Consider the following 23,420-nt stretch of genomic DNA (forward strand, 5'->3'; position numbering starts at 1 on the left):
ACATTGTTTTGGGTTGTATGCAAGACTGCGCGCTGCCATTGAGTACCCTGACTTCCATGTCTCAAACCCCTACCGCCCAACTCGCCTACGTGCTCCACAGTCGCGCCTACCGCGAAAACAGTGCGTTGGTGGATTTCCTCACGCCGCAAGGTCGGCTGCGGGCGGTGTTGCGCAGTGCGCGGGGTAAGGCCGGGACATTGGCGCGGCCGTTCGTACCCCTGGAAGTCGAGTTCCGGGGGCGCGGTGAATTGAAGAACGTCGGGCGGATGGAAGCCGCCGGTGTTTCAACCTGGCTCAGCGGTGAGGCATTGTTTAGCGGTCTCTACCTTAATGAACTGCTGATCCGTCTGCTGCCCTCCGAAGACCCGCACCCCGCCGTGTTCGACCACTACGCCGCCACCTTGCTCGCACTGGCCGAAGGCCGTCCGCTGGAGCCGTTGTTGCGCTCTTTCGAATGGCGCTTGCTAGACGACCTCGGTTACGGTTTTGCTCTGACCACGGACATCCACGGCGAGCCCATCGCCCCGGACGGTCTCTACCGTTTGCAGGTGGATGCTGGCCTGGAGCAGGTCTATCTGCTGCAACCCGGACTGTTCAATGGTGCCGAGCTGTTGGCCATGGCCGATGCCGACTGGACTGCGACCGGGGCGTTGTCCGCCGCCAAGCGTCTGATGCGTCAAGCATTGGCTGTGCATCTGGGTGGTCGTCCGTTGGTTTCCCGAGAGTTGTTTCGAAAGCCATAGGGTATGCTGTGCTCCGAACTTTCCCCTCTTCAGGAGCGCTTCCGTGACCACCAGCAATCGCATTCTTCTTGGCGTGAACATCGACCACGTTGCCACCCTGCGTCAGGCCCGGGGCACTCGCTATCCGGATCCGGTCAAGGCAGCACTGGACGCGGAAGAGGCGGGCGCTGACGGCATCACCGTGCATTTGCGCGAAGACCGTCGGCACATCCAGGAACGCGACGTTCTGTTGCTCAAGGACGTGCTGCAAACCCGCATGAACTTCGAAATGGGTGTTACCGAAGAAATGATGGTGTTCGCTGAACGCATCCGCCCGGCGCACATTTGCCTGGTCCCGGAAACCCGTCAGGAACTGACCACTGAAGGTGGCCTGGACGTGGCAGGGCAGGAAGCGCGGATCAAAGCCGCCGTAGATCGCTTGTCGAAGATTGGCTGCGAAGTGTCGCTGTTCATCGACGCGGATGAGCGGCAGATCGAAGCGTCCCGCCGCGTCGGTGCGCCTGCCATCGAGCTTCACACTGGTCGTTACGCCGATGCCGAGACGCCGACGGATGTGGCTGAAGAGCTCAAGCGTGTAGCCGATGGCGTAGCGTTCGGTTTGGCTCAAGGGCTGATCGTCAATGCCGGACACGGGTTGCATTACCACAACGTAGAAGCTGTGGCGGCAATCAAAGGCATCAATGAACTGAACATCGGCCATGCGCTGGTGGCGCATGCGTTGTTTGTCGGCTTCAAGTCGGCGGTGTCTGAAATGAAAGCACTGATCCTGGCCGCCGCAAAAGCTTAAAGAGCAAACACAAAACCCTGTGGGAGCGGGCTTGCCCGCGATGGCGTCTTAACATTCAACGAAGATATTGACTGTAAGAAAGCTATCGCGAGCAAGCTCGCTCCCACATTCGATTTAGGTGTTCCTGTTAGAGCGGCGCGGGTTCTTGAGCCGGTTTCGACTTGTCGATCCCCGGCACATGCAGATTGCCTTCGGCCACCTGGTCACCTTCAAGCTGTGGCTGCGTGACCCACGTCAGGATGTCGTAGTAACGACGGATGTTCGCCACGAAATGCACTGGCTCGCCGCCCCGGGCGTAGCCATAACGCGTCTTGCTGTACCACTTTTTCTCTGACAGGCGCGGCAGCATTTTCTTCACGTCCAGCCACTTGTCAGGGTTCAGTCCTTCCTTCGTCGCCAGTTTTCGCGCGTCATCCAGGTGACCGGTGCCGACGTTGTAAGCCGCCAGGGCAAACCAGGTGCGATCCGGCTCCTGAATCGACTCGTCCAGTTGATCTTTGATATAGGCCAGGTACTTGGCCCCACCCATGATGCTTTGCTTGGGGTCGAGGCGGTTGGACACACCCATCGCCTGCGCAGTGTTCTGGGTCAGCATCATCAGGCCGCGCACGCCGGTCTTGGACGTGACCGCCGGTTGCCACAACGATTCCTGATAACCGATTGCTGCCAGCAGGCGCCAGTCGACTTTTTCTTTCTTTGCGTATGCCTTGAAGTGCTGTTCGTACTTGGGCAGGCGCTGCTGCAAGTGCTGGGCGAAAGTGGTGGCGCCCATGTAGCCGAGAACGTCTACATGCCCGTAATAGCGGTCTTTGAGGCGCTGCAGGGTGCCGTTTTTCTGCACCTTGTCGAGGTAGTCGTTGATTTCGTTGAGCAGGCTGTTGTCTTCGCCAGCGGCCACGGCCCAGCTCTGGTTGCTGGCGTCGCCGAGGTCGAAGGCGACCCGTATGTTGGTGAAGTACACTTGGTTCATCGCGACTTCGTTGGAGTCGACGAGGGTCAGATCGATCTGGCCTTCATCGACCATGCGCAGCAGGTCGACGACTTCAACCGCGTCGGATTCTTCATACTCAATGCCAGGGTATTTCTTTTTCAGTTCTGCCAACTGTTCGGCGTGGGTGCTGCCTTTGAGCACCATGATCTTCTTGCCGACCAGATCACCGGCGTCGGTTGGCCGCGATTGGCCGTTGCGGTAGATGATCTGAGGGGTGACTTCCAGGTAGGAGTGGGAAAACCTGACCTGCTTTTTACGTTCTTCGCTGCCGACCAGGCCGGCCGCAGCCAATACCGGACCGTTAGGCTTGCCGACCTGGCTGTACAGGTCGTCGAGGTTGTCGGCAGTCTCGATCTTGAGTTCCACCCCCAGATCGTCGGCGAAGCGCTTCACCAGTTCGTATTCGAATCCGGTTTCACCGTTGCGATCCTGAAAGTAGGTGGCGGGGCTGTTTCGGGTAACCACGCGCAGCACGCCATCCTCCTTTACGCGCTCCAGCGTGTTGGGTTTATCAACACAGCCATTGAGCAGCAGGAAGAGTCCGGTTGCGATCAGCCATTTGGCGTACCGCGGACGCAAAGCCGTTGGGGAAAACATCTGCGCAGTATACGCAAAGGACCACGAGCGCCATATCTCGACAGAGAAGGGCTTGTCTGCTAGGCAATTGAAAAGCGCTCCAGAGCCCGCAGGAATGGGCCTTGACAGCATTTTTTGAGCGAAAAAAATAACCCTTTTTGAGTGCCGTTTTCAGGCCCGGATCTGCGGTCCGACATCCAGGTGCAGCCGCCTGTACCGTTTCGGGTGATGTCGCGGGCGGTTTAGGCTAGAATGCACGGCCTCAAAGCACACCCCTCCCGAGGCTGTCCCGAAGATGTTGATCCTGCGCGGCGCTCCTGCCCTTTCTGCCTTTCGCCACAGCAAACTCCTTGAGCAACTGAGCCAGAAGGTCCCGGCTGTCAGCGGCTTGTATGCTGAATTCGCTCACTTCGCCGAAGTTACCGGCGTCCTGACCGGCGACGAACAGCAGGTGCTCGCGCGCCTTCTGAAGTACGGCCCAAGTGTTCCGGTACAAGAGCCGACCGGTCGTCTGTTCCTGGTGTTGCCGCGTTTCGGCACCATCTCGCCGTGGTCCAGTAAAGCGAGCGACATCGCCCGCAACTGTGGCCTGAGCAAGATCCAGCGCCTGGAGCGCGGCATTGCGTTCTACGTCGCCGGCCAGTTCAGCGACGCCCAGGCACAGCTGATTTCCGACACCTTGCACGACCGCATGACGCAGATCGTTCTGGCCAACCTTGAACAAGCCGCCGGCCTGTTCAGCCACGCCGAACCGAAGCCGTTGACTGCGATCGACGTGTTGGGTGGCGGCCGCGCCGCGCTGGAAAAAGCCAACACCGAGCTGGGCCTGGCCCTGGCCGAAGACGAAATCGACTACCTGGTCAACGCCTTCGTCGGCTTGAAGCGCAACCCGCACGACATCGAACTGATGATGTTCGCCCAGGCGAACTCCGAGCACTGCCGTCACAAGATTTTCAACGCCAGTTGGGACATCGACGGTCAGAGTCAGGAAAAAAGCCTGTTCGGCATGATCAAGAACACCTACGTGATGCACAGCGAAGGCGTTCTGTCGGCTTATAAGGACAACGCTTCGGTGATCGTCGGTAACGTCGCCGGCCGTTTCTTCCCGGACCCTGAAACCCGCCAGTACGGCGCGGTGCAGGAACCGGTGCACATTCTGATGAAAGTCGAAACCCACAACCACCCGACCGCGATTGCCCCGTTCCCGGGTGCATCCACTGGCAGTGGCGGTGAGATTCGTGACGAAGGCGCGACCGGCCGTGGCGCCAAGCCAAAGGCTGGGCTGACCGGTTTCACCGTGTCCAACCTGCAAATCCCGGGCTTCGAACAGCCGTGGGAAGTGCCGTACGGCAAGCCTGAGCGCATCGTGACCGCGCTGGACATCATGATCGAAGGCCCATTGGGTGGCGCCGCGTTCAACAACGAATTCGGTCGTCCGGCCCTGACCGGTTATTTCCGTACCTTCGAACAGTCGATCACCACCCCGCGTGGCGACGAAGTTCGCGGTTACCACAAGCCGATCATGCTGGCCGGCGGCATGGGTAACATCCGTGCCGAACACGTACAAAAAGGCGAGATCACTGTTGGCTCCAAGCTGATCGTGCTGGGCGGCCCGGCGATGCTGATCGGTCTGGGCGGCGGCGCCGCTTCCTCCATGGCCACCGGCACCAGTTCGGCGGACCTGGACTTCGCTTCCGTACAGCGCGAAAACCCTGAGATGGAACGTCGCTGCCAGGAAGTCATCGACCGTTGCTGGCAGTTGGGTGATAAAAACCCGATCAGCTTCATCCACGACGTCGGCGCGGGTGGTCTGTCCAACGCCTTCCCGGAACTGGTCAACGACGGCAACCGTGGTGGCCGCTTTGAACTGCGCAACATTCCAAACGACGAGCCGGGCATGGCCCCGCACGAAATCTGGAGTAACGAATCCCAGGAACGCTACGTTCTGGCAGTCGGCCCGGCAGACTTCGAACGCTTCCAGGCGATCTGCGAACGTGAGCGCTGCCCGTTTGCTGTCGTCGGCGAAGCCACTGCCGAGCCGCAACTGACCGTCACCGACAGCCACTTCGGCAACAGCCCGGTGGACATGCCGCTGGAAGTGCTGCTGGGCAAAGCCCCGCGCATGCACCGTTCGGCCGTTCGTGAAAACGAACTGGGCGACGATTTCGATCCGTCGACGCTTGAGATTGCAGATTGCGTAGAGCGCGTTCTGCATCACCCGGCCGTGGCGAGCAAGAGCTTCCTGATCACCATCGGCGACCGCACCATCACCGGCCTCGTGGCCCGTGACCAAATGGTCGGCCCGTGGCAGGTTCCGGTAGCCGACGTTGCCGTCACCGCCACCAGTTTCGACGTGTACACCGGTGAAGCCATGGCCATGGGCGAGCGCACTCCGCTGGCGCTGCTGGACGCTCCGGCGTCGGGCCGCATGGCCATCGGCGAAACCCTGACCAACATCGCGGCTTCGCGCATCAACAAGATCTCCGACATCAAACTGTCGGCCAACTGGATGTCCGCTGCCGGTCACCCGGGTGAAGACGCGCGTCTGTACGACACCGTGAAAGCGGTCGGCATGGAGCTGTGCCCTGAGCTGGGCATCACCATTCCGGTGGGCAAGGACTCCATGTCCATGGCCACGCGCTGGAACGACGAAGGCGTCGACAAGACCGTGACCTCGCCGATGTCCCTGATCGTGACCGGTTTCGCGCCAGTGGCTGACATCCGTCAGACCCTGACCCCGGAACTGCGCATGGACAAGGGCACCACCGACCTGATCCTGATCGATCTGGGCCGTGGTCAAAACCGCATGGGCGCCTCGATCCTGGCCCAGGTGCACGGCAAGCTCGGCTCGCAAGCGCCGGACGTTGATGATTCCGAAGACCTCAAAGCCTTCTTTGCGGTGATCCAGGGCCTGAATGCCGACGGTCACCTGCTGGCGTACCACGACCGTTCCGACGGTGGTCTGCTGACCAGCGTGGTGGAAATGGCCTTCGCCGGCCACTGCGGTCTGAGCCTGAACCTCGATGGTCTCGCGGAAACCTCTGCCGACATCGCCGCGATTCTGTTCAACGAAGAACTGGGCGCCGTGATTCAGGTTCGTCAGGACTCCACGCCGGACATCCTGGCGCAATTCAGCGCTGCCGGTCTGGGCGAGTGCGTGTCGGTGGTCGGTCAGCCGATGAACAACGGCCAGATCAACATCACCTTCAACGGCGAAACCGTGTTCGAAGGTCAGCGTCGTCTGCTGCAACGTCAGTGGGCTGAAACCAGCTACCAGATCCAGCGTCTGCGTGACAACGCCGACTGCGCCGAACAAGAGTTCGACGTGCTGCTGGAAGAAGACAACCCGGGTCTGAGCGTCAAGCTGAGCTTCGACGTCAACCAGGACGTTGCCGCGCCTTACATCAAAAAAGGCATCCGCCCACAGGTTGCCGTACTGCGTGAGCAGGGCGTCAACGGTCAGGTGGAAATGGCGGCCGCGTTCGATCGCGCTGGTTTCAACGCAATCGACGTGCACATGAGCGACATTCTGGCCGGCCGTGTCGACCTGAACGACTTCAAAGGTCTGGTGGCGTGCGGTGGTTTCTCCTACGGCGACGTGCTCGGTGCCGGCGAAGGCTGGGCCAAGTCCGCGCTGTTCAACAGCCGCGCTCGCGATGCGTTCCAGGGCTTCTTCGAACGTAACGACAGCTTCACCCTCGGCGTGTGCAACGGTTGCCAGATGATGTCCAACCTGCACGAGCTGATTCCGGGCAGCGAGTTCTGGCCGCACTTCGTGCGTAACCGCTCCGAGCAGTTCGAAGCGCGCGTGGCGATGGTGCAGGTCCAGGAGTCGAACTCGATCTTCCTGCAAGGCATGGCCGGTTCGCGCATGCCAATCGCCATCGCTCACGGTGAAGGCCATGCCGAATTCGCCAGCGAAGAAGCACTGCTGGAAGCCGATCTGTCGGGTTGCGTGGCGATGCGTTTCGTCGACAACCACGGTAAGGTCACCGAAAAATACCCGGCCAACCCGAATGGCTCGCCGCGCGGGATCACCGGTTTGACCAGCCGCGACGGTCGCGTAACGATCATGATGCCGCACCCGGAACGTGTGTTCCGCGCGGTGCAGAACTCGTGGCGTTCGGAAGACTGGAACGAAGACGCGCCGTGGATGCGTATGTTCCGTAACGCTCGCGTCTGGGTTAACTGACAGCTGTGTACAAGCTCAGTTTTTTTGTTCCGGCCAGTCATGTAGAACAGGTCAAGAGTGCCGTATTCGCCGCCGGTGGCGGACGGATCTGCGCCTACGACCATTGCGCCTGGCAGGTGTTGGGCCTGGGCCAGTTTCGCCCGTTGGACGGCAGTCAGCCGTTCATTGGTGAAGCTGGACAGGTCGAGCAGGTTGAGGAATGGAAGGTTGAGTTGGTGGTCAGCGATGAGTTGATTCGGGCGGTGGTGGTGGCTTTGAAAGAGAGCCATCCCTATGAGACGCCGGCTTACGAGGTGTGGCGGTTGGAAGACTTCTGATCTTCCTGACTGCTGAAATGAAAAACCCGCTGAATTTGCGTTCAGCGGGTTTTTTGTTGCCTGCGATGGCGGCCTTCGGGCCGACCATGCTGTTGTTGACTGAGTACATATCCATTTCTGCGGTAACGGCCACTTAGGGTTTCGCCCTTACGGCGACTCACTTTTTTTTCAAACGCCAAAAAAAAGTAAGCAAAAAAAGGCTCGCCCCGAGCGTCCGGCCCCTCGCTAAGGCTCGGCGTTCCTTCGCTTCGGTATCCATCCGGGGACACTGCCCTCCGGTCTGCTTCGCTACGACCTACATGCAGCGTGTTCGACTGCGTCGAACGGCGCTGCGCGCCACTCCCCGGATGAACACCTCCACTCAGCCTCCCGAAGGGGCGGGTGGATCAAGATCAAAAGCTGCAGGCGAGCTAACGCTCGGCCTGATGAGTGGTGAAGAACGGCGGGTGTACACCGATCTACTGTAGGAGCTGGCTTGCCAGCGAAGACTGACTATCAGGCGCCAACGATTTAAACTTTGGCACTCACCTCGCTGCGATTCACCATCGCTTCCAGTGCATCGCTCAAATTCGCGGCTTTGTCTCCAATCAGCAAGTGCCAAATACCACCCTCCAACTGACTGACACCCTGACACCCCAGCGCCTTCAAATCACATTCCGATAACGCCTTGCCATCCGCCAGTTGCAACCGAATCCGGGTCATGGCGATGCAGTCCATCTTCAATACGTTCTCTCCACCGCCCAGCGCATTCAGCCATTGCTGCGCTTCCGGAATGGCTACCGCAGCAGGTTTCGGCGCATCGATCACAGCAGCAGGGGAAGACACAATGGCGCGCCCCAACGCGGGCATTGCCAGTCGAATTTCATCGGCAATGCTGTCCGCCATCGGCCCGACTACCACCTGCAAACTCCCACCCTTGCCCGGACGTACTACAGCCATCGCGCCTAATGCTTTCAATTCGGCATCGTTTGCCTTGTTGCGATCCACCATGTCCAACCGCAACCGCGTGGTGCAGGCCCCGACGGTGATCAAGTTGTGCGCACCGCCCAAGGCCTTGATATACGCCCCGGCCCGTTCGTTTTCATTGACCACGACTTTCTCGCCGGCAGACACCTCTTCACGTCCTGGCGTCTTGAGGTTGAAGCGGCGAATGCAGAAGTCGAACACCACGTAGTAGATCACCGCATAGGCCAGTCCGACGGGCACCACCAACCAGCCATTGGTGGACTTGCCCCAGCCGAGAATCATGTCGATGAAACCGCCGGAGAAGGTGAACCCCAGATGGATGTTCAGCGCATTGGTGATTGCCATCGACAGGCCCGTCAGCAGCGCATGCAGTAAAAAGAGCAATGGCGCGAGGAACATGAAAGCGAATTCGACGGGTTCGGTCACGCCGGTAAGGAACGAGGTGAGCGCCATCGACAGGAAGATCCCGCCCATGACCTTGCGCCGTTCCGGCAGTGCGTTGCGGTACATCGCCAGGCACGCGGCGGGCAGGCCGAAGAGCATCATCGGGAACATGCCGGTGGTGAATTGGCCGCCCTTGGGGTCGCCGGCAAAGTAGCGTGAGATATCGCCGGTCACCAGTGCACCCGTAGTCGGGTCGGTGAAGTTACCGAAGACGAACCACGCCATGTTGTTGATGATGTGATGCAGGCCAGTGACGATCAGCAGGCGGTTGAGCACACCGAAGACGAAAGCGCCGATGCTGCCGCTCTCCATCATCAGCGCGCCGAAGCTGTTGATGCCTTGCTGGATCGGCGGCCAGATCAGACCGAACACCACGCCAAGCCCGACAGCGGCAAACCCGGTAACAATCGGCACGAAGCGCCGGCCGCCGAAGAACGCCAGGTATTCCGGCAGCTTGATGTCCTTGAAGCGGTTGTACAGCGCGCCGGCCATCAAGCCGCTGACGATCCCGGCAAGCATGCCCATGTTGATGCTCGCATCCAGCACCTTGAGCGTGGAAATCATCACCAGGTAACCAATCACCCCGGCCAGGCCTGCGGTGCCGTTGTTGTCCTTGGCGAAACCAACCGCGATGCCGATGGCGAAAATCATCGCCAGGTTGGCGAAGATCACCTGGCCGGCATCGTGGATGATCGCGATGTTCAGCAAATCGGTATCGCCCAGACGCAGCAGCAACCCGGCAATAGGCAGGATCGCGATCGGCAGCATCAGTGCGCGGCCGAGGCGTTGCAGGCCCTCGATGAAAAGTTGGTACATGGCGGTTTTCCCTGTGTTCTTTTTGTTTTAGAGCTGTAGTTGTTCTTCAGCTCAGAGGCCATTGCTGATGACAGGCGTGACGCACGGCCGCCGCGCTGCTCAACTTGAGCAGGTCGTGGCTGATGCGTCGGCATTCATTGGCGTCCAAATGACGGACCCGGTCTTTGATTTCACCGATTTGCACCGGGCTGACCGACAACTCGCGCACGCCCAGGCCAATCAATACAGGCGTGGCCAGCGGGTCGGAGGCGAGTGCGCCGCAGACGCCGACCCAGCGCTGATGCACCGCCGCCCCGGCGCAGGTTTGCGCAATCAGCCGCAGCAGCGCCGGATGCAGGGCGTCGACGCGCGAAGCGAGACCGGCGTGGTCGCGATCCATGGCCAGGGTGTACTGGGACAAATCGTTGGTACCGATGGACAGGAAGTCCGCGTGTTCTGCCAACTGCTCGGCCAGCAACGCCGCGGCCGGAACTTCGATCATCACCCCCAGTTCCGGTCGCTCACTGACACCGAGCTCAGAACACAGCGCATCAAGGCGTCGGCGGATGTGCAGCAGTTCGTCGACCTCAGTGACCATCGGCAACAGGATGCGACAACGCGACAGCGGGCTGACATGCAGCAGCGCGCGCAATTGCTGATCGAGTAATTCCGGGCGGACTTGAGCGAGGCGAATGCCGCGCAAGCCGAGCACCGGATTGGCCTCGGCCGGCAGGGGTAAATAGTCGAGTTGCTTGTCGCCGCCGACATCGATGGTGCGGATGATCACCGACTTATCGCCCATGGCATCGAGTACGGCTTGATAGGCGATCCGTTGTTCTTCTTCGTCCGGCGCGGTGTGGCGGTCGACAAACAGAAACTCGGTACGCAGCAGACCGACGCCATCGGCGCCATTGGCCAGTGCGTCGGCGGCTTCAGCGCTGGACGCAACATTGGCGGCCACTTCGATCTGTACACCGTCGCGGGTCAACGCCGGGGTATGGGCCTGAGCCTGTTGCTCGGCGCGACGTTGTTGATGGTCGAGCTGTGCCTGGTGCACTTGAGCCAGGCGTTCGGTGGTCGGTGCCAGTTCGAGGCGACCGCCATCGGCGTCCAGCACCATCGCCTGGCCTTGCGGTTGCGCAAGCAATGTCGAACCCAGCGCCACCATGCATGGCAGACCTTTGCCGCGGGCAAGAATCGCCACGTGGGACGTCGCGCCGCCCTCGGCCATGCACAACCCGGCGACGCCTTGCTGGCTCAGTTGCAACAGATCGGAAGGGGTCAGTTCATGCGCGGCGACGATGGCGCCCGCCGGTACGTCGTAATGCCAGGTTTCGCCGAGCAGGGCGCGCAACACGCGTTGTTTGAGGTCGCGCAGATCGTTGGCGCGTTCGGCCAGCAACGGGCTGCCCAGTTGCTGGAGGACCTCGCACTGTGCGTCGATCGACTGGCTCCAGGCGTGAGTCGCGGCCTTGCCTTGGTCGATGGAGGTGTTCGCCGCGTCCAGCAGTGCCGGGTCTTCGAGCAAGGCGAGGTGTGCAGCGAAGATCGCCTCTTCGTCAGTGTTCTTGTGCTTCTTGGCCTGGGCCAGCGTGTGGCCGATGTCGCTGCGAACGACATTCAGCGCAGTCTCGAGGGCTAGCAGTTGTTGCTCGGGATCGTGGTGGCCGGCGTCCACCGGCAGGCTGATCGCGTTCAACCGGAACAACGGCCCGGCGACCAACCCTGGTGCGGCGCAAACACCGTGCAGCACGCCGGCTTCGGGCGCTCGATGGCGATGGACACTCGGTGTGGGAGCGCCTGCGTGGTTGTCTTCGGCCAGCGCCGTGGACAAGGCCAGCAGCAACGCTTGCAGTGCCGCTTCGGCATCCGGTCCCCGGCTGCTGACTTGCACTTCGTCCTGTTCGCCGACGGCCAGCGCCATCAAGCCGATCAAGCTGTCACAGCTCGCCGATTTGCCGGCGAAGTGCAGGTGCGATTTGCTTTTGAAACCTTGTGCCGTTTGCCGGATCAGCGCCGCTGGCCGGGCATGCAAACCACCCCGATGGGCGATGCACACATGGCCGACGATTTCTTCGCCCGAGGGCACCGCGTCAGCCTGCGCACCGGGTGCCAATCGCCGAATGATGTGCAGCAGCGGCTCGCCGACCTTCACCGATTTGAGGGTGATCGGCCGCGCTTGAAAATCCTCGCTGTTGGTCAGGATCATCAGGCTGACCAGGCTTTTGCACTGCTGCGCAACCTTGTCCAGGTCATAGCGCAACAGCGGCTGGCCATTGCTGACTCGCGCGCCTTCCTTGACCAACATCGAGAAGCCTTCGCCCTGCAACTCGACCGTGTCGAGGCCCAGATGCAGCAGCAGTTCGGCACCGTTGTCGGCGCGCAAGGTGATCGCGTGTCCGGTCCGGGCCACATGGACCACCACGCCGGCGCAGGGTGCGTGAAGGGTGTCGTTCAGCGGGTCGATGGCGATCCCGTCGCCCATGGCGCCGCTGGCGAACACCGGGTCCGGGACTTTGGCGAGCGTGAGCACCGGGCCGCTGAGCGGGGCGCTGAGGGTCAGCTCTTTATTGTTGTTATGCATGGCTCGGTCTCATTAAAAAACAACAGTTCGGATCAACTGGCCCTGTAGCAGCTGTCGAGTGCAACGAGGCTGCGATCGGTTCAAAGCAGGATCAAAAGATCGCAGCCTCGTTACACTCGACAGCTGCTACGGGGTAATTCGTTTGCCGTTCGATTAGTGGGTGCGCGTGACTTTGCTCAAGTGCCGGGGATGATCCGGGTCCATTCCACGGGCGACCGCTAAACCGGCGGCCATGACATAGAAGCTCTGGATCGCCAGGATCGGATCAAGGGCCGGGTGTTCGGCGCGGGTCAGGGTGAGGTCGCGTTCGGCGATGTCATCGGGTGCTGCCAGCAACACCCGGGCACCGCGTTGGCGCATGTCGGCGGCGAGGCTCAACAAACCGGCCTGCTCGGCACCGCGTGGGGCGAAGATCAGCAGTGGATAGTTTTCGTCGATCAATGCCATCGGGCCGTGGCGGACTTCGGCGCTGCTGAACGCTTCAGCCTGAATCGCCGAGGTCTCCTTGAACTTCAGCGCAGCTTCCTGGGCGATGGCGAAACCGGCGCCACGACCGATCACCATCAGGCGCTGGCAGTCGCGCAGGGCGTCGATGGCTGCGCTCCAGTCCTGCTGCGCCGCATCACGCAGACCTTCCGGCAGGGCGTTGCTCGCTTCCAGCATTTCGACATCGTCTTTCCAGTGCGCGATCAGGCGGGCACTGGCGCTAAGCGTCGCGATAAAACTTTTGGTCGCGGCGACGCTGCTTTCGGTGCCAGCCAACAGCGGCAGGCTGAATTCACACGCCGCTTCCAATGGCGAACCTTCGGCGTTGACCATGGAAATGCTCAAGGCGCCGCGTTTGCGCAGCAGGCGCAGGCTGTTCACCAGGTCGGGACTTTGTCCGGATTGCGAGAAGGCGAACACCACTTGGCCACTGACCTTCAACGGCGCTTGCTGCATGGTCACCACCGACATCGGCAACGACGCCACCGGAATGCCCAGCAGTTGCATGGTCAGGTAAGCGAAGTAACTGGCGGCATGATCGGAGCTGCCGCGCGCGACGGTCATGACCACTTGCGGCGGCTGACGACGCAGGCGTCCGGCGATCTCGATCATCTGTGGGTTGAGCTGTTGCAGCTGGGCTTGCACGGCCTCAAACGAGGACAGCGCCTCTTCAAGCATTTTTGAAGTCAATGTCTTCTCCTTCGACCATGACAGCGGTCAGTGTGAGTGAGCGATCCAGCCGTACGCAGTCGGCCCAGCTGCCGGGGGTGAGGCGGCCGCGTTCTTGAAGGCCGAGGTAATCGGCGGGGAATTGAGAAAGACGCTGCGAGGCTTCGCTGATCGGCAAACCGATTTTCACCAGATTGCGCAATGCCTGATCCATGGTCAGGGTGCTGCCGGCCAGCGTGCCGTCGGGCAAGCGCACACCGCCCAGGCATTTGGTCACGGTGTGGCTGCCGAGCTTGTATTCACCGTCCGGCATGCCGGCGGCGGCGGTGGAATCGGTGACGCAATACAGGCAAGGGATCGAGCGCAGGGCCACGCGGATTGCGCCGGGGTGTACGTGGAGCAAGTCCGGGATCAGCTCGGCGTATTTGGCGTGGGCCAGTGCTGCGCCGACGATGCCCGGCTCGCGGTGATGCAGCGGGCTCATGGCGTTGTAGAGGTGAGTGAAACTGCTGGCGCCGGCCGCCAGCGCAGCGACGCCTTCCTCGTAACTGCCGAGGGTATGGCCGATCTGCATGCGCACGCCGCGAGCGCTGAGGGCGCGGATCAGAGCGTCATGCCCCGCGATTTCCGGGGCAATTGTGATCACCCGGATGGGTGCCAGCGCCAGGTATTCTTCGACCTCAGCCATCAATGCGGTGTGGGCGAAGTTCGGCTGGGCGCCGAGTTTGCCGGGGTTGATGTACGGGCCTTCCAGGTGCACGCCGAGCACGCGGGCGCTGCCGGTCGGGCGCTGCTCACAGAACTCGCCGACCGCTTTGAGCACGCTGGAAATCTCTTCGCTCGGCGCAGTCATGGTGGTCGCCAGCAGCGAGGTGGTTCCGAAGCGCACGTGGGTTTTGGTGATGGTCTCGAAGGCAGTGGCGCCTTCCATGATGTCTTTGCCACCGCCGCCATGTACGTGCAGGTCGATGAAACCCGGCAGCAGGTAAGGCAAATCGTTTTCCAACGGATCGCAGGGCGCACCTTCGATCGACACGACTTTACCGTGCTCGTGAATCAGCCGGCCGCGAACCCAGCCGTGGGTTGTGAAGATGTTGTCTTCGGACATGATCAGCTCTCTCATTTAGCGGCGCAGCTCTGCCACAAAGTCGTAGTAATCGTTGCGGCAATAGGTATCGGTGACTTCGATGGGGGTGTTGTCTTCCAGGTAGCCGACCCTGGTCATCAGCAGCATGGCGGTGCCGGGGGCGATGCCGACCAAAGAGGCGAACTCGTCCGAGGCGTTGATCGCCTGGATGTGTTGCAACGCGCGGACGACCGGTTTGCCGATGCCATCGAGGTATTCGTAGAGGGAGTCGCCCACGGCTTGCGGCTTGGGAATGATCGATGCGGGCAGGGTGCTCATCTCGATGGCCATTACGGTGTCGTCGGCTTTGCGCAGGCGTTTGAGGCGCGCGACCTTGTCGTTGGGCGAGAGGCCCAGGCGAATCAGTTCTTCGTGGGTCGGCGGGGTGATCTCACGTTCCAGCCATTGCGAGCCGGGAACGAAGCCTTTGAGCCGGAGCATTTCGCTGAAGCCCGAGAGCCGCGACAGTGGTTGTTCCAGGCGAGGGGTAATGAAGGTGCCGGAACCTTGATTGCGACGGATCAGGCCTTGTTCGAACAGAACTTCCAGTGCTTTGCGTGCGGTGACGCGGGAGATGCCCAGCAATTCACTAAGATTGCGCTCCGAGGGCATCGCTTGCTCGGCTTTCCATTGGCCGGCATGGATCGCGGCTTCCAGATTACGCGCCAGTTGCAGGTACAACGGCGTGGGTTGGGTGTCGTCAGGGCGTAGGGCCTGGAGGTCGTTCATGTAGTTTTGGTCCGATGCGGATGTAGGATTGTTGTCGCCCGGTTGTGGGGCGAAACTAATACCACTTAAATACCATGTCAATGCCAGTACTTTGCTGTAGGCGTGCACAAGCCCGTCCTGATGAGCGGGCTTATAGGGTGGTGGATTGAAGTGGTATTAACGATGGGGGTTTTGAACGCAAAGATCGCAGTCTGCGGTGACGCTTGCGCGGGGAATTGGTATCACCCCGGCAGGCGTAGTCACAGGCTGCGATCTTTTGAAATTATTTTTTGCTGGCGACCGAAGGTAGTGATTTGTGGTGAGGGGGCTTGCCCCCGTCCGGCTGCGCAGCAGTCGCAAAATTTGCAAACTCAATGAGCCAGACAGAATGCAATTGCAGGTTTTAGCACTGCTTCGCAGCGCAACGGGGGCAAGCCCCCTCGCCACAAAAGCCCCTTTGCCAGAGAGCGGGGTGTTACGGGCGGATTTCAATCATCGTGCCGTCCGGCACCAGGTTCCAGACTTCGCGCATGTCCATGTTGCGCATGGCGATGCAGCCGTCGGTCCAGTCCAGGGTGTGGAACAGGTTTTCAGGGTTTTCCTCGGTGTCCGGCGTACCGTGGATCATGATCATACCCCCGGGCTCGACACCCTCTCGGCGCGAACGGGCGGAGTCGCTGATGTTCGGGTAGGAGATGTGCATCGCCAGATTGAAGCGGTCGCTAACCTTGCGCCAGTCCACCCAATAGAGGCCTTCTGGCGTGCGCTTGTCACCCTCCATCAGTTTTGGGCCTTGGGGACGCTTGCCCAAGGATATGCGATAGGTCTTGAGCGGCTTGCCGTCATTGATCAATTGCAATTGGTGGGCGGATTTCAGGATCAGGATTTTTTCGATGGCTCTGCCATTCAGGGTTTCCGCAACGGAAGCCTGTGACATGGCAATGAACGACAAGCAAAACACGGCAAGCAACCAGCGCATTGAAACGATATCCCTAGAGGTGTCGGCTATTTTAGTTATAGATGTTTTAAGTGATGGCATGCTGAGCCAGCGGCGGGATCGATTCGGACCGCACGGGGTAGACCTCGGTCTTCCGGTCAGCAAAGAAGCATTCTAGGGTACGGCCCACCGTGCGGAAAGCCAGGTCGGACCAAGGGATGTCGGCTTCTTCGAAAAGCTGCACTTCCAGGCTTTCAGGCCCGGCTGAAAAGTCCAGGTCCGCCAGCTCTGCGCGAAAGAATACGTGCACCTGGCTAATGTGCGGCACGTCGATCAACGTATAGATACTCAGGTTGCGTACCCGGGCGCAGGCTTCTTCGGCGGTTTCGCGGATGGCCGCCTGCTCGATGGTTTCACCGTTTTCCATGAAACCGGCAGGCAGGGTCCAGTAACCGAGCCGCGGCTCTATGGCGCGTCGACACAGCAACACTTTCGAGCCCCAGGTTGCAACACAACCGGCGACGATGTTGGGGTTCTGGTAGTGAATCGTATGGCAGCTGTCGCAGACAAATCGCAGGCGCGAATCGCCTTCGGGAATGCGCTGGGTCACCGGGTTGCCGCACTGACTGCAAAATTTCATGCTTGGGTTCCTGAATGCTGCGCCTATCTTGGCGTGCGGCGGTGTCTGTCGGCAAGTTGTCGTTTAGCGACATGCAGTGGTTATGGGGTTGGGCGGTCGGTTCGATTGGTGCATGATGCATAGGGTCTGTTGACGTTTGCTGGCGAGCCGCGTTGGCGCGCAACGCGGTCGTCAGTAAACGTCAACAGACCCTACGGCTAATAAATCGAGAAGTCTCATGCTGGACGAGCTACTGCATCGAGTAAGCAACCACACTCCACGCACACTGGAAACCGACAAACGTTTCCCTGAAGCCGCGGTATTGGTGCCCATCACTCGCAGTGATGAACCGGAACTGGTTCTGACGCTGCGCGCCAGCGGGCTCTCGACCCATGGTGGTGAAGTGGCCTTTCCCGGCGGTCGTCGCGATCCCGAGGACCCCGACCTGATTTTCACCGCGCTACGTGAGGCCGAAGAAGAAATCGGCCTGCCGCCAGGTCTGGTTGAAGTGATCGGCCCGCTTAGCCCGCTGATCTCATTGCACGGCATCAAGGTCACGCCTTATGTCGGGGTGATTCCGGATTTTGTCGAGTATCGGGCCAACGATGCCGAGATAGCTGCCGTCTTCAGTGTACCGCTGGAATTCTTCCGCAAGGACCCGCGCGAACACACCCATCGCATCGATTACCAGGGCCGTAGCTGGTACGTGCCAAGTTACCGTTATGGTGAATTCAAAATCTGGGGCCTGACGGCGATTATGATCGTCGAGTTGATAAACCTGCTCTATGACGCGAAAATCAGCCTGCATCAACCGCCCAAGAGTTTTATCAACACCTGAAGCCATCGTTCGTATGGCGTGAACCGTGCTGTGTATGAGCCTGCCTGGCCTTGAGGACAACAAGAATGAAATATCGCCTGGGCGACGCCCGCGTCGAAACCCATCCGCAGAGCTGGGTCGCACCCAATGCTGTGCTGGTGGGCAAGGTCAAACTGGAAGAGGGCGCCAATGTCTGGTTCAACGCCGTGCTGCGGGGCGATAACGAACTGATCCTGATCGGCAAGAACAGCAATGTTCAGGACGGCACGGTGATGCACACCGACATGGGCTACCCGCTGACCATCGGCACCGGCGTGACCATTGGCCATAACGCCATGCTGCATGGCTGCACCGTGGGTGATTACAGCTTGATCGGTATAAACGCGGTCATTCTGAACGGCGCGAAAATTGGCAAAAACTGCATCATCGGCGCCAATTCGCTGATTGGCGAAGGCAAGGAGATTCCCGATGGTTCGCTGGTCATGGGCTCGCCGGGCAAAGTGGTGCGTGAACTGACTGAGCCGCAGAAAAAGATGCTGGAGGCCAGTGCCGCCCACTATGTGCATAACTCGCAGCGCTATGCCCGTGATCTGGTCGAGCAGGAAGAATGAGCGCCATTGAACGACCGGTGCCATCGCCCTGCGTGAATATTTGCGCATTGGATGACGATGACATTTGCACCGGGTGTCAGCGCACGGTGGAAGAGATCACCCGTTGGAGCCGAATGGACAACGAAGAGCGCCGTAAGGTGTTGGGGTTGTGTCATGAGCGTGCCAAATCCAGCGGGTTGATCTGGATGCTGCCCTCAAAAACCGATTCCTGAGCTAATGATGCTTTTGTGGTGAGGGGGCTTGCCCCCGTTCGGCTGCGCAGCAGTCGTGAAATCAGTAGTCGCGGTGAATCAGGCCGAATGCAATTACTGGTTTTAGCGCTGCTTAGCAGCGCAACGGGGGCAAGCCCCCTCGCCACAGGTTCTCAGTGATCCTTAATTGTGAGCCCAGGATGAAGTACCCTGTGCGCCAAATTGACAGGTATCCCCACGCCCCATGCTCTTCCTGATCGCCTACATCAGCAGCGTCGTGCTGATCAACTACGCCTTTTCCACCGCCCCGCACCTGGACATCATCTGGTCGGCCTGGGGTGGTCTGGTGTTCGTGCTCCGCGACATGGTGCAGACCCGCTTCGGCCACGGCGCCATCGCAGCTATGCTGGCCGCGTTGGTGTTGTCCTACGTCACCTCCGATCCGTCCATCGCGTTGGCCAGCGCCACGGCGTTCGCGGTGTCCGAGTGCATCGACTGGCTGGTGTTCAGCATCACCAAACGCCCGTTGCACGATCGTCTGTGGATAAGTTCGGCGCTGAGCATCCCCCTCGATACCTTCATCTTCTTCGGCATGATCGACGCCTTCACCCCGGGCGTGATTCTCACCGCGATGGGTTCAAAGTTCGCTGGCGTGACCGCCGTGTGGCTGATCATGGCCTGGCGCTTGCGCAAACAGGCCCTCGTCAGCTGAAGCCAAACCCTCTGGTTCATGTAAAATGCCGCGCTTTCTCCCCATGGGAAGCGCGCTTCCCTCGATGATCCGCTTCTTGAGGACCTGAGATGACCCGTATCGGAACTCCATTGTCGCCGACCGCGACCCGCGTATTGCTGTGTGGCTGTGGTGAGTTGGGCAAGGAAGTGGTGATCGAGCTGCAACGCTTGGGCGTTGAAGTGATTGCCGTGGATCGTTATGCCAACGCGCCGGCCATGCAAGTCGCCCATCGCAGCCACGTGATCAACATGCTCGACGGCGCCGCCCTGCGTGCCGTGATCGAAGCCGAGAAGCCGCACTTCATCGTGCCGGAAATCGAAGCCATCGCCACCGCCACCCTGGTCGAACTGGAAGCTGAAGGCTTCACCGTGATTCCGACCGCGCGGGCTGCACAGCTGACCATGAACCGCGAAGGCATCCGTCGCCTGGCCGCCGAAGAGCTGGACCTGCCGACCTCGCCATACCACTTCGCCGATACTTTCGAGGATTACAGCAAAGCCGTCGAAGACCTTGGTTTCCCATGCGTGGTCAAGCCGGTGATGAGTTCCTCGGGCAAAGGCCAGAGCCTGTTGCGCAGCGCCGATGACGTCAAAACCGCGTGGGACTACGCGCAAGAGGGCGGTCGCGCCGGTAAAGGGCGTGTGATCATCGAAGGCTTCATCGACTTCGATTACGAAATCACCCTGCTGACCGTGCGTCATGTCGGCGGCACCACGTTCTGTGCGCCGGTCGGTCACCGTCAGGAGAAGGGCGATTATCAGGAATCCTGGCAGCCACAAGCCATGAGCCCGATTGCTTTGGCTGAGTCCGAGCGCGTGGCCAAAGCTGTCACCGAGGCGTTGGGCGGTCGTGGTTTGTTTGGTGTCGAGTTGTTCATCAAAGGTGATCAGGTGTGGTTCAGCGAAGTCTCGCCGCGCCCGCATGACACTGGTCTGGTGACCCTGATTTCCCAGGACCTGTCGCAATTCGCGCTGCACGCGCGGGCGATTCTGGGTCTGCCGATTCCGTTGATCCGCCAGTTCGGGCCTTCGGCTTCAGCGGTAATTCTGGTGGAAGGTCAGTCGACCCAGACCGCTTTCGCCAACCTGGGTGCTGCGTTGAGCGAGCCGGACACAGCGTTGCGTCTGTTTGGCAAGCCAGAGGTGAATGGTCAGCGCCGGATGGGTGTGACGTTGGCGCGGGATGAATCGATTGAATTGGCTCGCGCCAAGGCTACCCGTGCTTCTCAGGCTGTTGTTGTAGAGCTGTAACCGAGGCGCGGCCTTCGCGGGCAAGTCGAATCGTCGCACCGCCGGCTCCTACAGGGACCGCATTCGATCCCTGTAGGAGCCGGCGGTGCGACGATTCGACTTGCCCGCGATGGCGGTCTGTCAGGCCACCCGATTCAAATCGTTGTGACGCGTCTCCTTCAGACACAGCACCGCAATCAAACTCAGCACCGCCGCCACCGACACATACCCGCCGACATAACTCAAACCACCCATCGCCACCAGTTTCTGCGCGAAGAACGGCGCCGCCGAGGCCCCGACGATCCCGCCCAGGTTGTACGCAGCCGATGCGCCGGTATAGCGAACATGGGTCGGAAACAGCTCCGGCAGCAACGCACCCATCGGCGCAAACGTCACGCCCATCAGAAACAACTCGATGCACAGGAACAGCGCCACGCCCCAGGTCGAACCTTGGGTCAGCAGCGGTTCCATCAAGAACCCGGACAAAATCGCCAGCACGCCACCGATGATCAACACCGGTTTGCGCCCGTAACGGTCGCTGGCCCACGCCGACAATGGCGTTGCGGCGGCCATGAATAGCACCGCGAAGCACAGTAAGGCGAGGAAGGTTTCACGGGTGTAGCCGAGGGTCGACACGCCATAGCTCAGCGAAAACACTGTCGAGATATAGAACAGCGCATAGCACACTACCATCGAGCCGGCCCCCAGCAGCATCGGTGCCCAGTATTGGCTGAACAGCTCGACCAGCGGGATTTTCACCCGTTCCTGGCGAGCCATGGCATTGGCGAACACCGGGGTTTCGTGGAGCTTGAGGCGCACGTACAACCCGACCATCACCAGTACGGCACTGAGCAGGAATGGAATCCGCCAGCCCCATGAGCGGAATTGTTCGTCATTCAGCATCATTGCGAGGGTCAGGAACAGACCGTTTGCCGCCAGAAAGCCAATCGAAGGACCAAGCTGCGGGAACATGCCGAACCAGGCGCGTTTGCCTTTGGGCGCGTTCTCCGTGGCCAGCAGCGCCGCACCACCCCATTCACCGCCCAGCCCCAGGCCCTGGCCAAAGCGCAGCACACAAAGCAGGATCGGTGCCCAGGCGCCAATGCTGTCGTAACCCGGCAATACGCCGATCAGCGTGGTGCAGACGCCCATCAGCAGCAGCGAGGCGACGAGGGTCGATTTTCGCCCGATGCGGTCTCCGAAATGACCGAACAGCGCTGAACCCAGCGGTCGTGCAAGAAAGGCGATGCCGAAGGTGAGGAACGCCGACAACATTTGGGCGGTGCCGGAGGTCTGCGGAAAGAACACCGGCCCGATCACCAGCGCTGCTGCGGTGGCGTAGACGTAGAAATCGTAAAATTCGATGGCGGTGCCGATGAAACTCGCAGTGGCCACCCGGGTGGCGGAGTTCGTCGGTTGCGCGGGCGTGGTTTCGGTATAAGTCGTGCTGGTCGTCATGCGGTTATCCCTGACAGTCATGTGCCCCAGTGGAGCGAATTATTATGGTAGAACACCCAGGGATGTGGGTTTTGCTGCGGAGTGCGGGTGGCACTGGAGTGAGGCGGGGCTTGGGTAAGCGCCCCGATTATAGGAAGGTGCCTAACGATTGAACAAGGGGCCATGAGCTGGCGATGGCTTTTGTGGTGAGGGGGCTTTAGATGACGACTGGAACTGAGCTGGTATGCCAGATCAGCACCCGCGTGACGCGATTGTCTTCGGTCTCCAGAATTTCCAGGCGATAACGACCGATCTTCAGGCATACCGCGCTGTCCGGAATCGTCTCAAGGGCTTCGGTCACCAATCCGTTAAGGGTTTTCGGGCCATCGCTGGGCAGATGCCAGCCCAGGCTCTTGTTCAGTTCGCGAATCGACGCCGCACCCTCGATTACCAGGCGCCCGTCGGCTTGCGGATGGATGTGCGGGTTGTCCAGGCTGTGCTGGCTTTCGAATTCGCCGACGATTTCTTCAAGAATGTCTTCCAGGGTGACGATACCGAGCACTTCGCCGTACTCGTCGACCACCATGCCCAAACGTCGCTGCTGCTTGTGAAAATTCAGCAATTGCAGCTGCAGCGGAGTGCTTTCCGGGACGAAATAAGGGTCATGGCTGGCCGCCCGTAGCGCTTCCATCGTCAGGCTGGCATCGGGCAGCAAGTGACGGATGTATCGGGTGTTGAGGACCGCTTCGACCTGGTTGATGTCGCTGTGGAATACCGGCAGGCGCGTGCGTTTGTTGTGGCGCAATTGCTCGATGATTTCTTCAATCGGGTCGTCGAGGTTGATGCCGTCGACGTCACTGCGTGGCACCAGAATGTCGTTGACCGTGATGTTGTCCAGCGCGTGAATGCCGGACAGCGGGTGCGGGCGGCAGACGCTATGGTCCTGATCGTCGTGCCGATCCGCCGGTGTTTCGTCTTCGCTCTGCTGCACCACTTTGACTTTGCGGGCGAACGGTCGCATCAGCAACTGGCTGAAGCCATTGAGTAGCCAGGCGGCCGGGTAGATGATTTTCAGTGGCGCGCCGAGCAAGGTGTTGCCCAGGTTCAGCACCGCATCAGGATAGCGAGAGGCGAGGGTGCGCGGCAGGTAGTCGGCGAACACCAGAAGCGCGGCGCCGGCGCCAGCGCAGGCGATCCATGGGCCGTTGCCCGCCCAGGTGAAAATCGCCAGCAACGTGCTGATGACCATGACCAGCGCACGGCACAGGGTATTGCAGAAGATCAGGCTGTTGAGTGGAAAGCTCAGCTTCGCCACCGGCTTGTCGCTCGAACGCGAGGCAGTCCGCTGGGCCAGCAACTGCTGTTGTGCCACTTCGATGGCGGTAAACAGCCCCGACCATAAAATCAGCAGGGCCAATACCGCGAGCATCGGCCCTAGGGGCAAGTCGTCCATTAATGCCGC

Annotated in this window: 19 protein-coding genes; 9 read left to right on the forward strand and 10 right to left on the reverse strand. The window is 60.4% G+C overall.

Annotation, left to right across the window (positions count from 1 at the left end):
- Nucleotides 1–56: 56 nt before the first annotated feature.
- Together recO and pdxJ are read left to right on the forward strand one after the other, a co-directional pair.
- A complete protein-coding gene (recO, locus tag ACWGZX_RS19490) occupies nucleotides 57–743 on the forward strand; it encodes a DNA repair protein RecO (protein ID WP_452625061.1) in 687 nt (228 codons plus the stop codon).
- Between the two features lie 43 nt (nucleotides 744–786).
- Nucleotides 787–1,530, forward strand: coding sequence for a pyridoxine 5'-phosphate synthase (pdxJ, locus tag ACWGZX_RS19495; RefSeq protein WP_219095821.1), 744 nt, complete (start codon nucleotides 787–789; stop codon nucleotides 1,528–1,530).
- Nucleotides 1,531–1,657: 127 nt separating this feature from the next.
- On the opposite strand, the gene mltF is transcribed toward pdxJ, so the two are convergent.
- Nucleotides 1,658–3,118 (reverse strand): membrane-bound lytic murein transglycosylase MltF, encoded by a 1,461-nt coding sequence (mltF, locus tag ACWGZX_RS19500; RefSeq protein ID WP_452625062.1) that lies wholly within the window; start codon nucleotides 3,116–3,118, stop codon nucleotides 1,658–1,660.
- Nucleotides 3,119–3,392: 274 nt separating this feature from the next.
- On the opposite strand from mltF, the gene purL reads away from it, so the two are divergent.
- Complete coding sequence (gene purL / locus ACWGZX_RS19505; RefSeq protein WP_452625063.1) at nucleotides 3,393–7,289, forward strand: phosphoribosylformylglycinamidine synthase; 3,897 nt, start codon at nucleotides 3,393–3,395, stop codon at nucleotides 7,287–7,289.
- 5 nt (nucleotides 7,290–7,294) lie between these two features.
- Nucleotides 7,295–7,606, forward strand: a complete 312-nt coding sequence (locus ACWGZX_RS19510) for an NGG1p interacting factor NIF3 (protein WP_452625064.1) — start codon at nucleotides 7,295–7,297, stop codon at nucleotides 7,604–7,606.
- A 510-nt stretch (nucleotides 7,607–8,116) separates the two neighbouring features.
- Here ACWGZX_RS19510 and nagE read toward each other — a convergent pair.
- The 7 genes from nagE to ACWGZX_RS19545 form a co-directional block, all read right to left on the reverse strand.
- On the reverse strand, nucleotides 8,117–9,832 hold the full coding sequence (gene nagE / locus ACWGZX_RS19515) for an N-acetylglucosamine-specific PTS transporter subunit IIBC (protein WP_452625065.1): 1,716 nt from the start codon (nucleotides 9,830–9,832) through the stop codon (nucleotides 8,117–8,119).
- A 46-nt stretch (nucleotides 9,833–9,878) separates the two neighbouring features.
- Nucleotides 9,879–12,395 carry a phosphoenolpyruvate--protein phosphotransferase gene (gene ptsP / locus ACWGZX_RS19520; RefSeq protein WP_452625066.1) on the reverse strand — a complete coding sequence of 839 codons (2,517 nt, stop codon included), beginning with the start codon at nucleotides 12,393–12,395 and terminating at the stop codon, nucleotides 9,879–9,881.
- Between the two features lie 153 nt (nucleotides 12,396–12,548).
- Nucleotides 12,549–13,559 (reverse strand): SIS domain-containing protein, encoded by a 1,011-nt coding sequence (locus tag ACWGZX_RS19525; protein ID WP_452629036.1) that lies wholly within the window; start codon nucleotides 13,557–13,559, stop codon nucleotides 12,549–12,551.
- Nucleotides 13,552–14,658, reverse strand: coding sequence for an N-acetylglucosamine-6-phosphate deacetylase (nagA, locus tag ACWGZX_RS19530; RefSeq protein WP_452625067.1), 1,107 nt, complete (start codon nucleotides 14,656–14,658; stop codon nucleotides 13,552–13,554). The genes ACWGZX_RS19525 and nagA overlap by 8 nt, the downstream gene beginning before the upstream one ends.
- A gap of 15 nt (nucleotides 14,659–14,673) precedes the next feature.
- Nucleotides 14,674–15,405: a GntR family transcriptional regulator gene (locus ACWGZX_RS19535; RefSeq protein ID WP_223512030.1), complete on the reverse strand. Its 732-nt coding sequence runs from the start codon at nucleotides 15,403–15,405 to the stop codon at nucleotides 14,674–14,676.
- 454 nt (nucleotides 15,406–15,859) lie between these two features.
- Nucleotides 15,860–16,363: a L,D-transpeptidase family protein gene (locus ACWGZX_RS19540; protein ID WP_452625068.1), complete on the reverse strand. Its 504-nt coding sequence runs from the start codon at nucleotides 16,361–16,363 to the stop codon at nucleotides 15,860–15,862.
- Between the two features lie 46 nt (nucleotides 16,364–16,409).
- Nucleotides 16,410–16,961 (reverse strand): NUDIX hydrolase, encoded by a 552-nt coding sequence (locus ACWGZX_RS19545; RefSeq protein WP_452625069.1) that lies wholly within the window; start codon nucleotides 16,959–16,961, stop codon nucleotides 16,410–16,412.
- Between the two features lie 217 nt (nucleotides 16,962–17,178).
- Here ACWGZX_RS19545 and ACWGZX_RS19550 point away from each other — a divergent pair, with 217 nt between their 5' ends.
- The 5 genes from ACWGZX_RS19550 (at nucleotide 17,179) to purT (ending at nucleotide 20,542) form a co-directional block, all read left to right on the forward strand.
- A complete protein-coding gene (locus ACWGZX_RS19550; RefSeq protein WP_452625070.1) occupies nucleotides 17,179–17,778 on the forward strand; it encodes a CoA pyrophosphatase in 600 nt (199 codons plus the stop codon).
- Between the two features lie 65 nt (nucleotides 17,779–17,843).
- Nucleotides 17,844–18,368, forward strand: coding sequence for a gamma carbonic anhydrase family protein (locus ACWGZX_RS19555; RefSeq protein ID WP_007954617.1), 525 nt, complete (start codon nucleotides 17,844–17,846; stop codon nucleotides 18,366–18,368).
- On the forward strand, nucleotides 18,365–18,580 hold the full coding sequence (locus tag ACWGZX_RS19560) for a DUF1289 domain-containing protein (protein ID WP_452625071.1): 216 nt from the start codon (nucleotides 18,365–18,367) through the stop codon (nucleotides 18,578–18,580). Before ACWGZX_RS19555 ends, ACWGZX_RS19560 begins: the two co-directional genes overlap by 4 nt.
- A gap of 223 nt (nucleotides 18,581–18,803) precedes the next feature.
- On the forward strand, nucleotides 18,804–19,271 hold the full coding sequence (locus ACWGZX_RS19565; RefSeq protein WP_223512022.1) for a VUT family protein: 468 nt from the start codon (nucleotides 18,804–18,806) through the stop codon (nucleotides 19,269–19,271).
- Nucleotides 19,272–19,360: 89 nt separating this feature from the next.
- Nucleotides 19,361–20,542: a formate-dependent phosphoribosylglycinamide formyltransferase gene (gene purT, locus ACWGZX_RS19570; protein ID WP_452625072.1), complete on the forward strand. Its 1,182-nt coding sequence runs from the start codon at nucleotides 19,361–19,363 to the stop codon at nucleotides 20,540–20,542.
- Nucleotides 20,543–20,662: 120 nt separating this feature from the next.
- On the opposite strand, the gene ACWGZX_RS19575 is transcribed toward purT, so the two are convergent.
- Entirely contained in the window at nucleotides 20,663–21,979 is a 1,317-nt protein-coding gene (locus ACWGZX_RS19575; protein WP_452625073.1) for an MFS transporter, read from the reverse strand.
- A gap of 196 nt (nucleotides 21,980–22,175) precedes the next feature.
- Nucleotides 22,176–23,411, reverse strand: a complete 1,236-nt coding sequence (locus tag ACWGZX_RS19580; protein WP_452625074.1) for a transporter associated domain-containing protein — start codon at nucleotides 23,409–23,411, stop codon at nucleotides 22,176–22,178.
- Nucleotides 23,412–23,420: the final 9 nt, after the last annotated feature.

The sequence above is a fragment of the Pseudomonas sp. CLCA07 genome, from assembly GCF_053615335.1.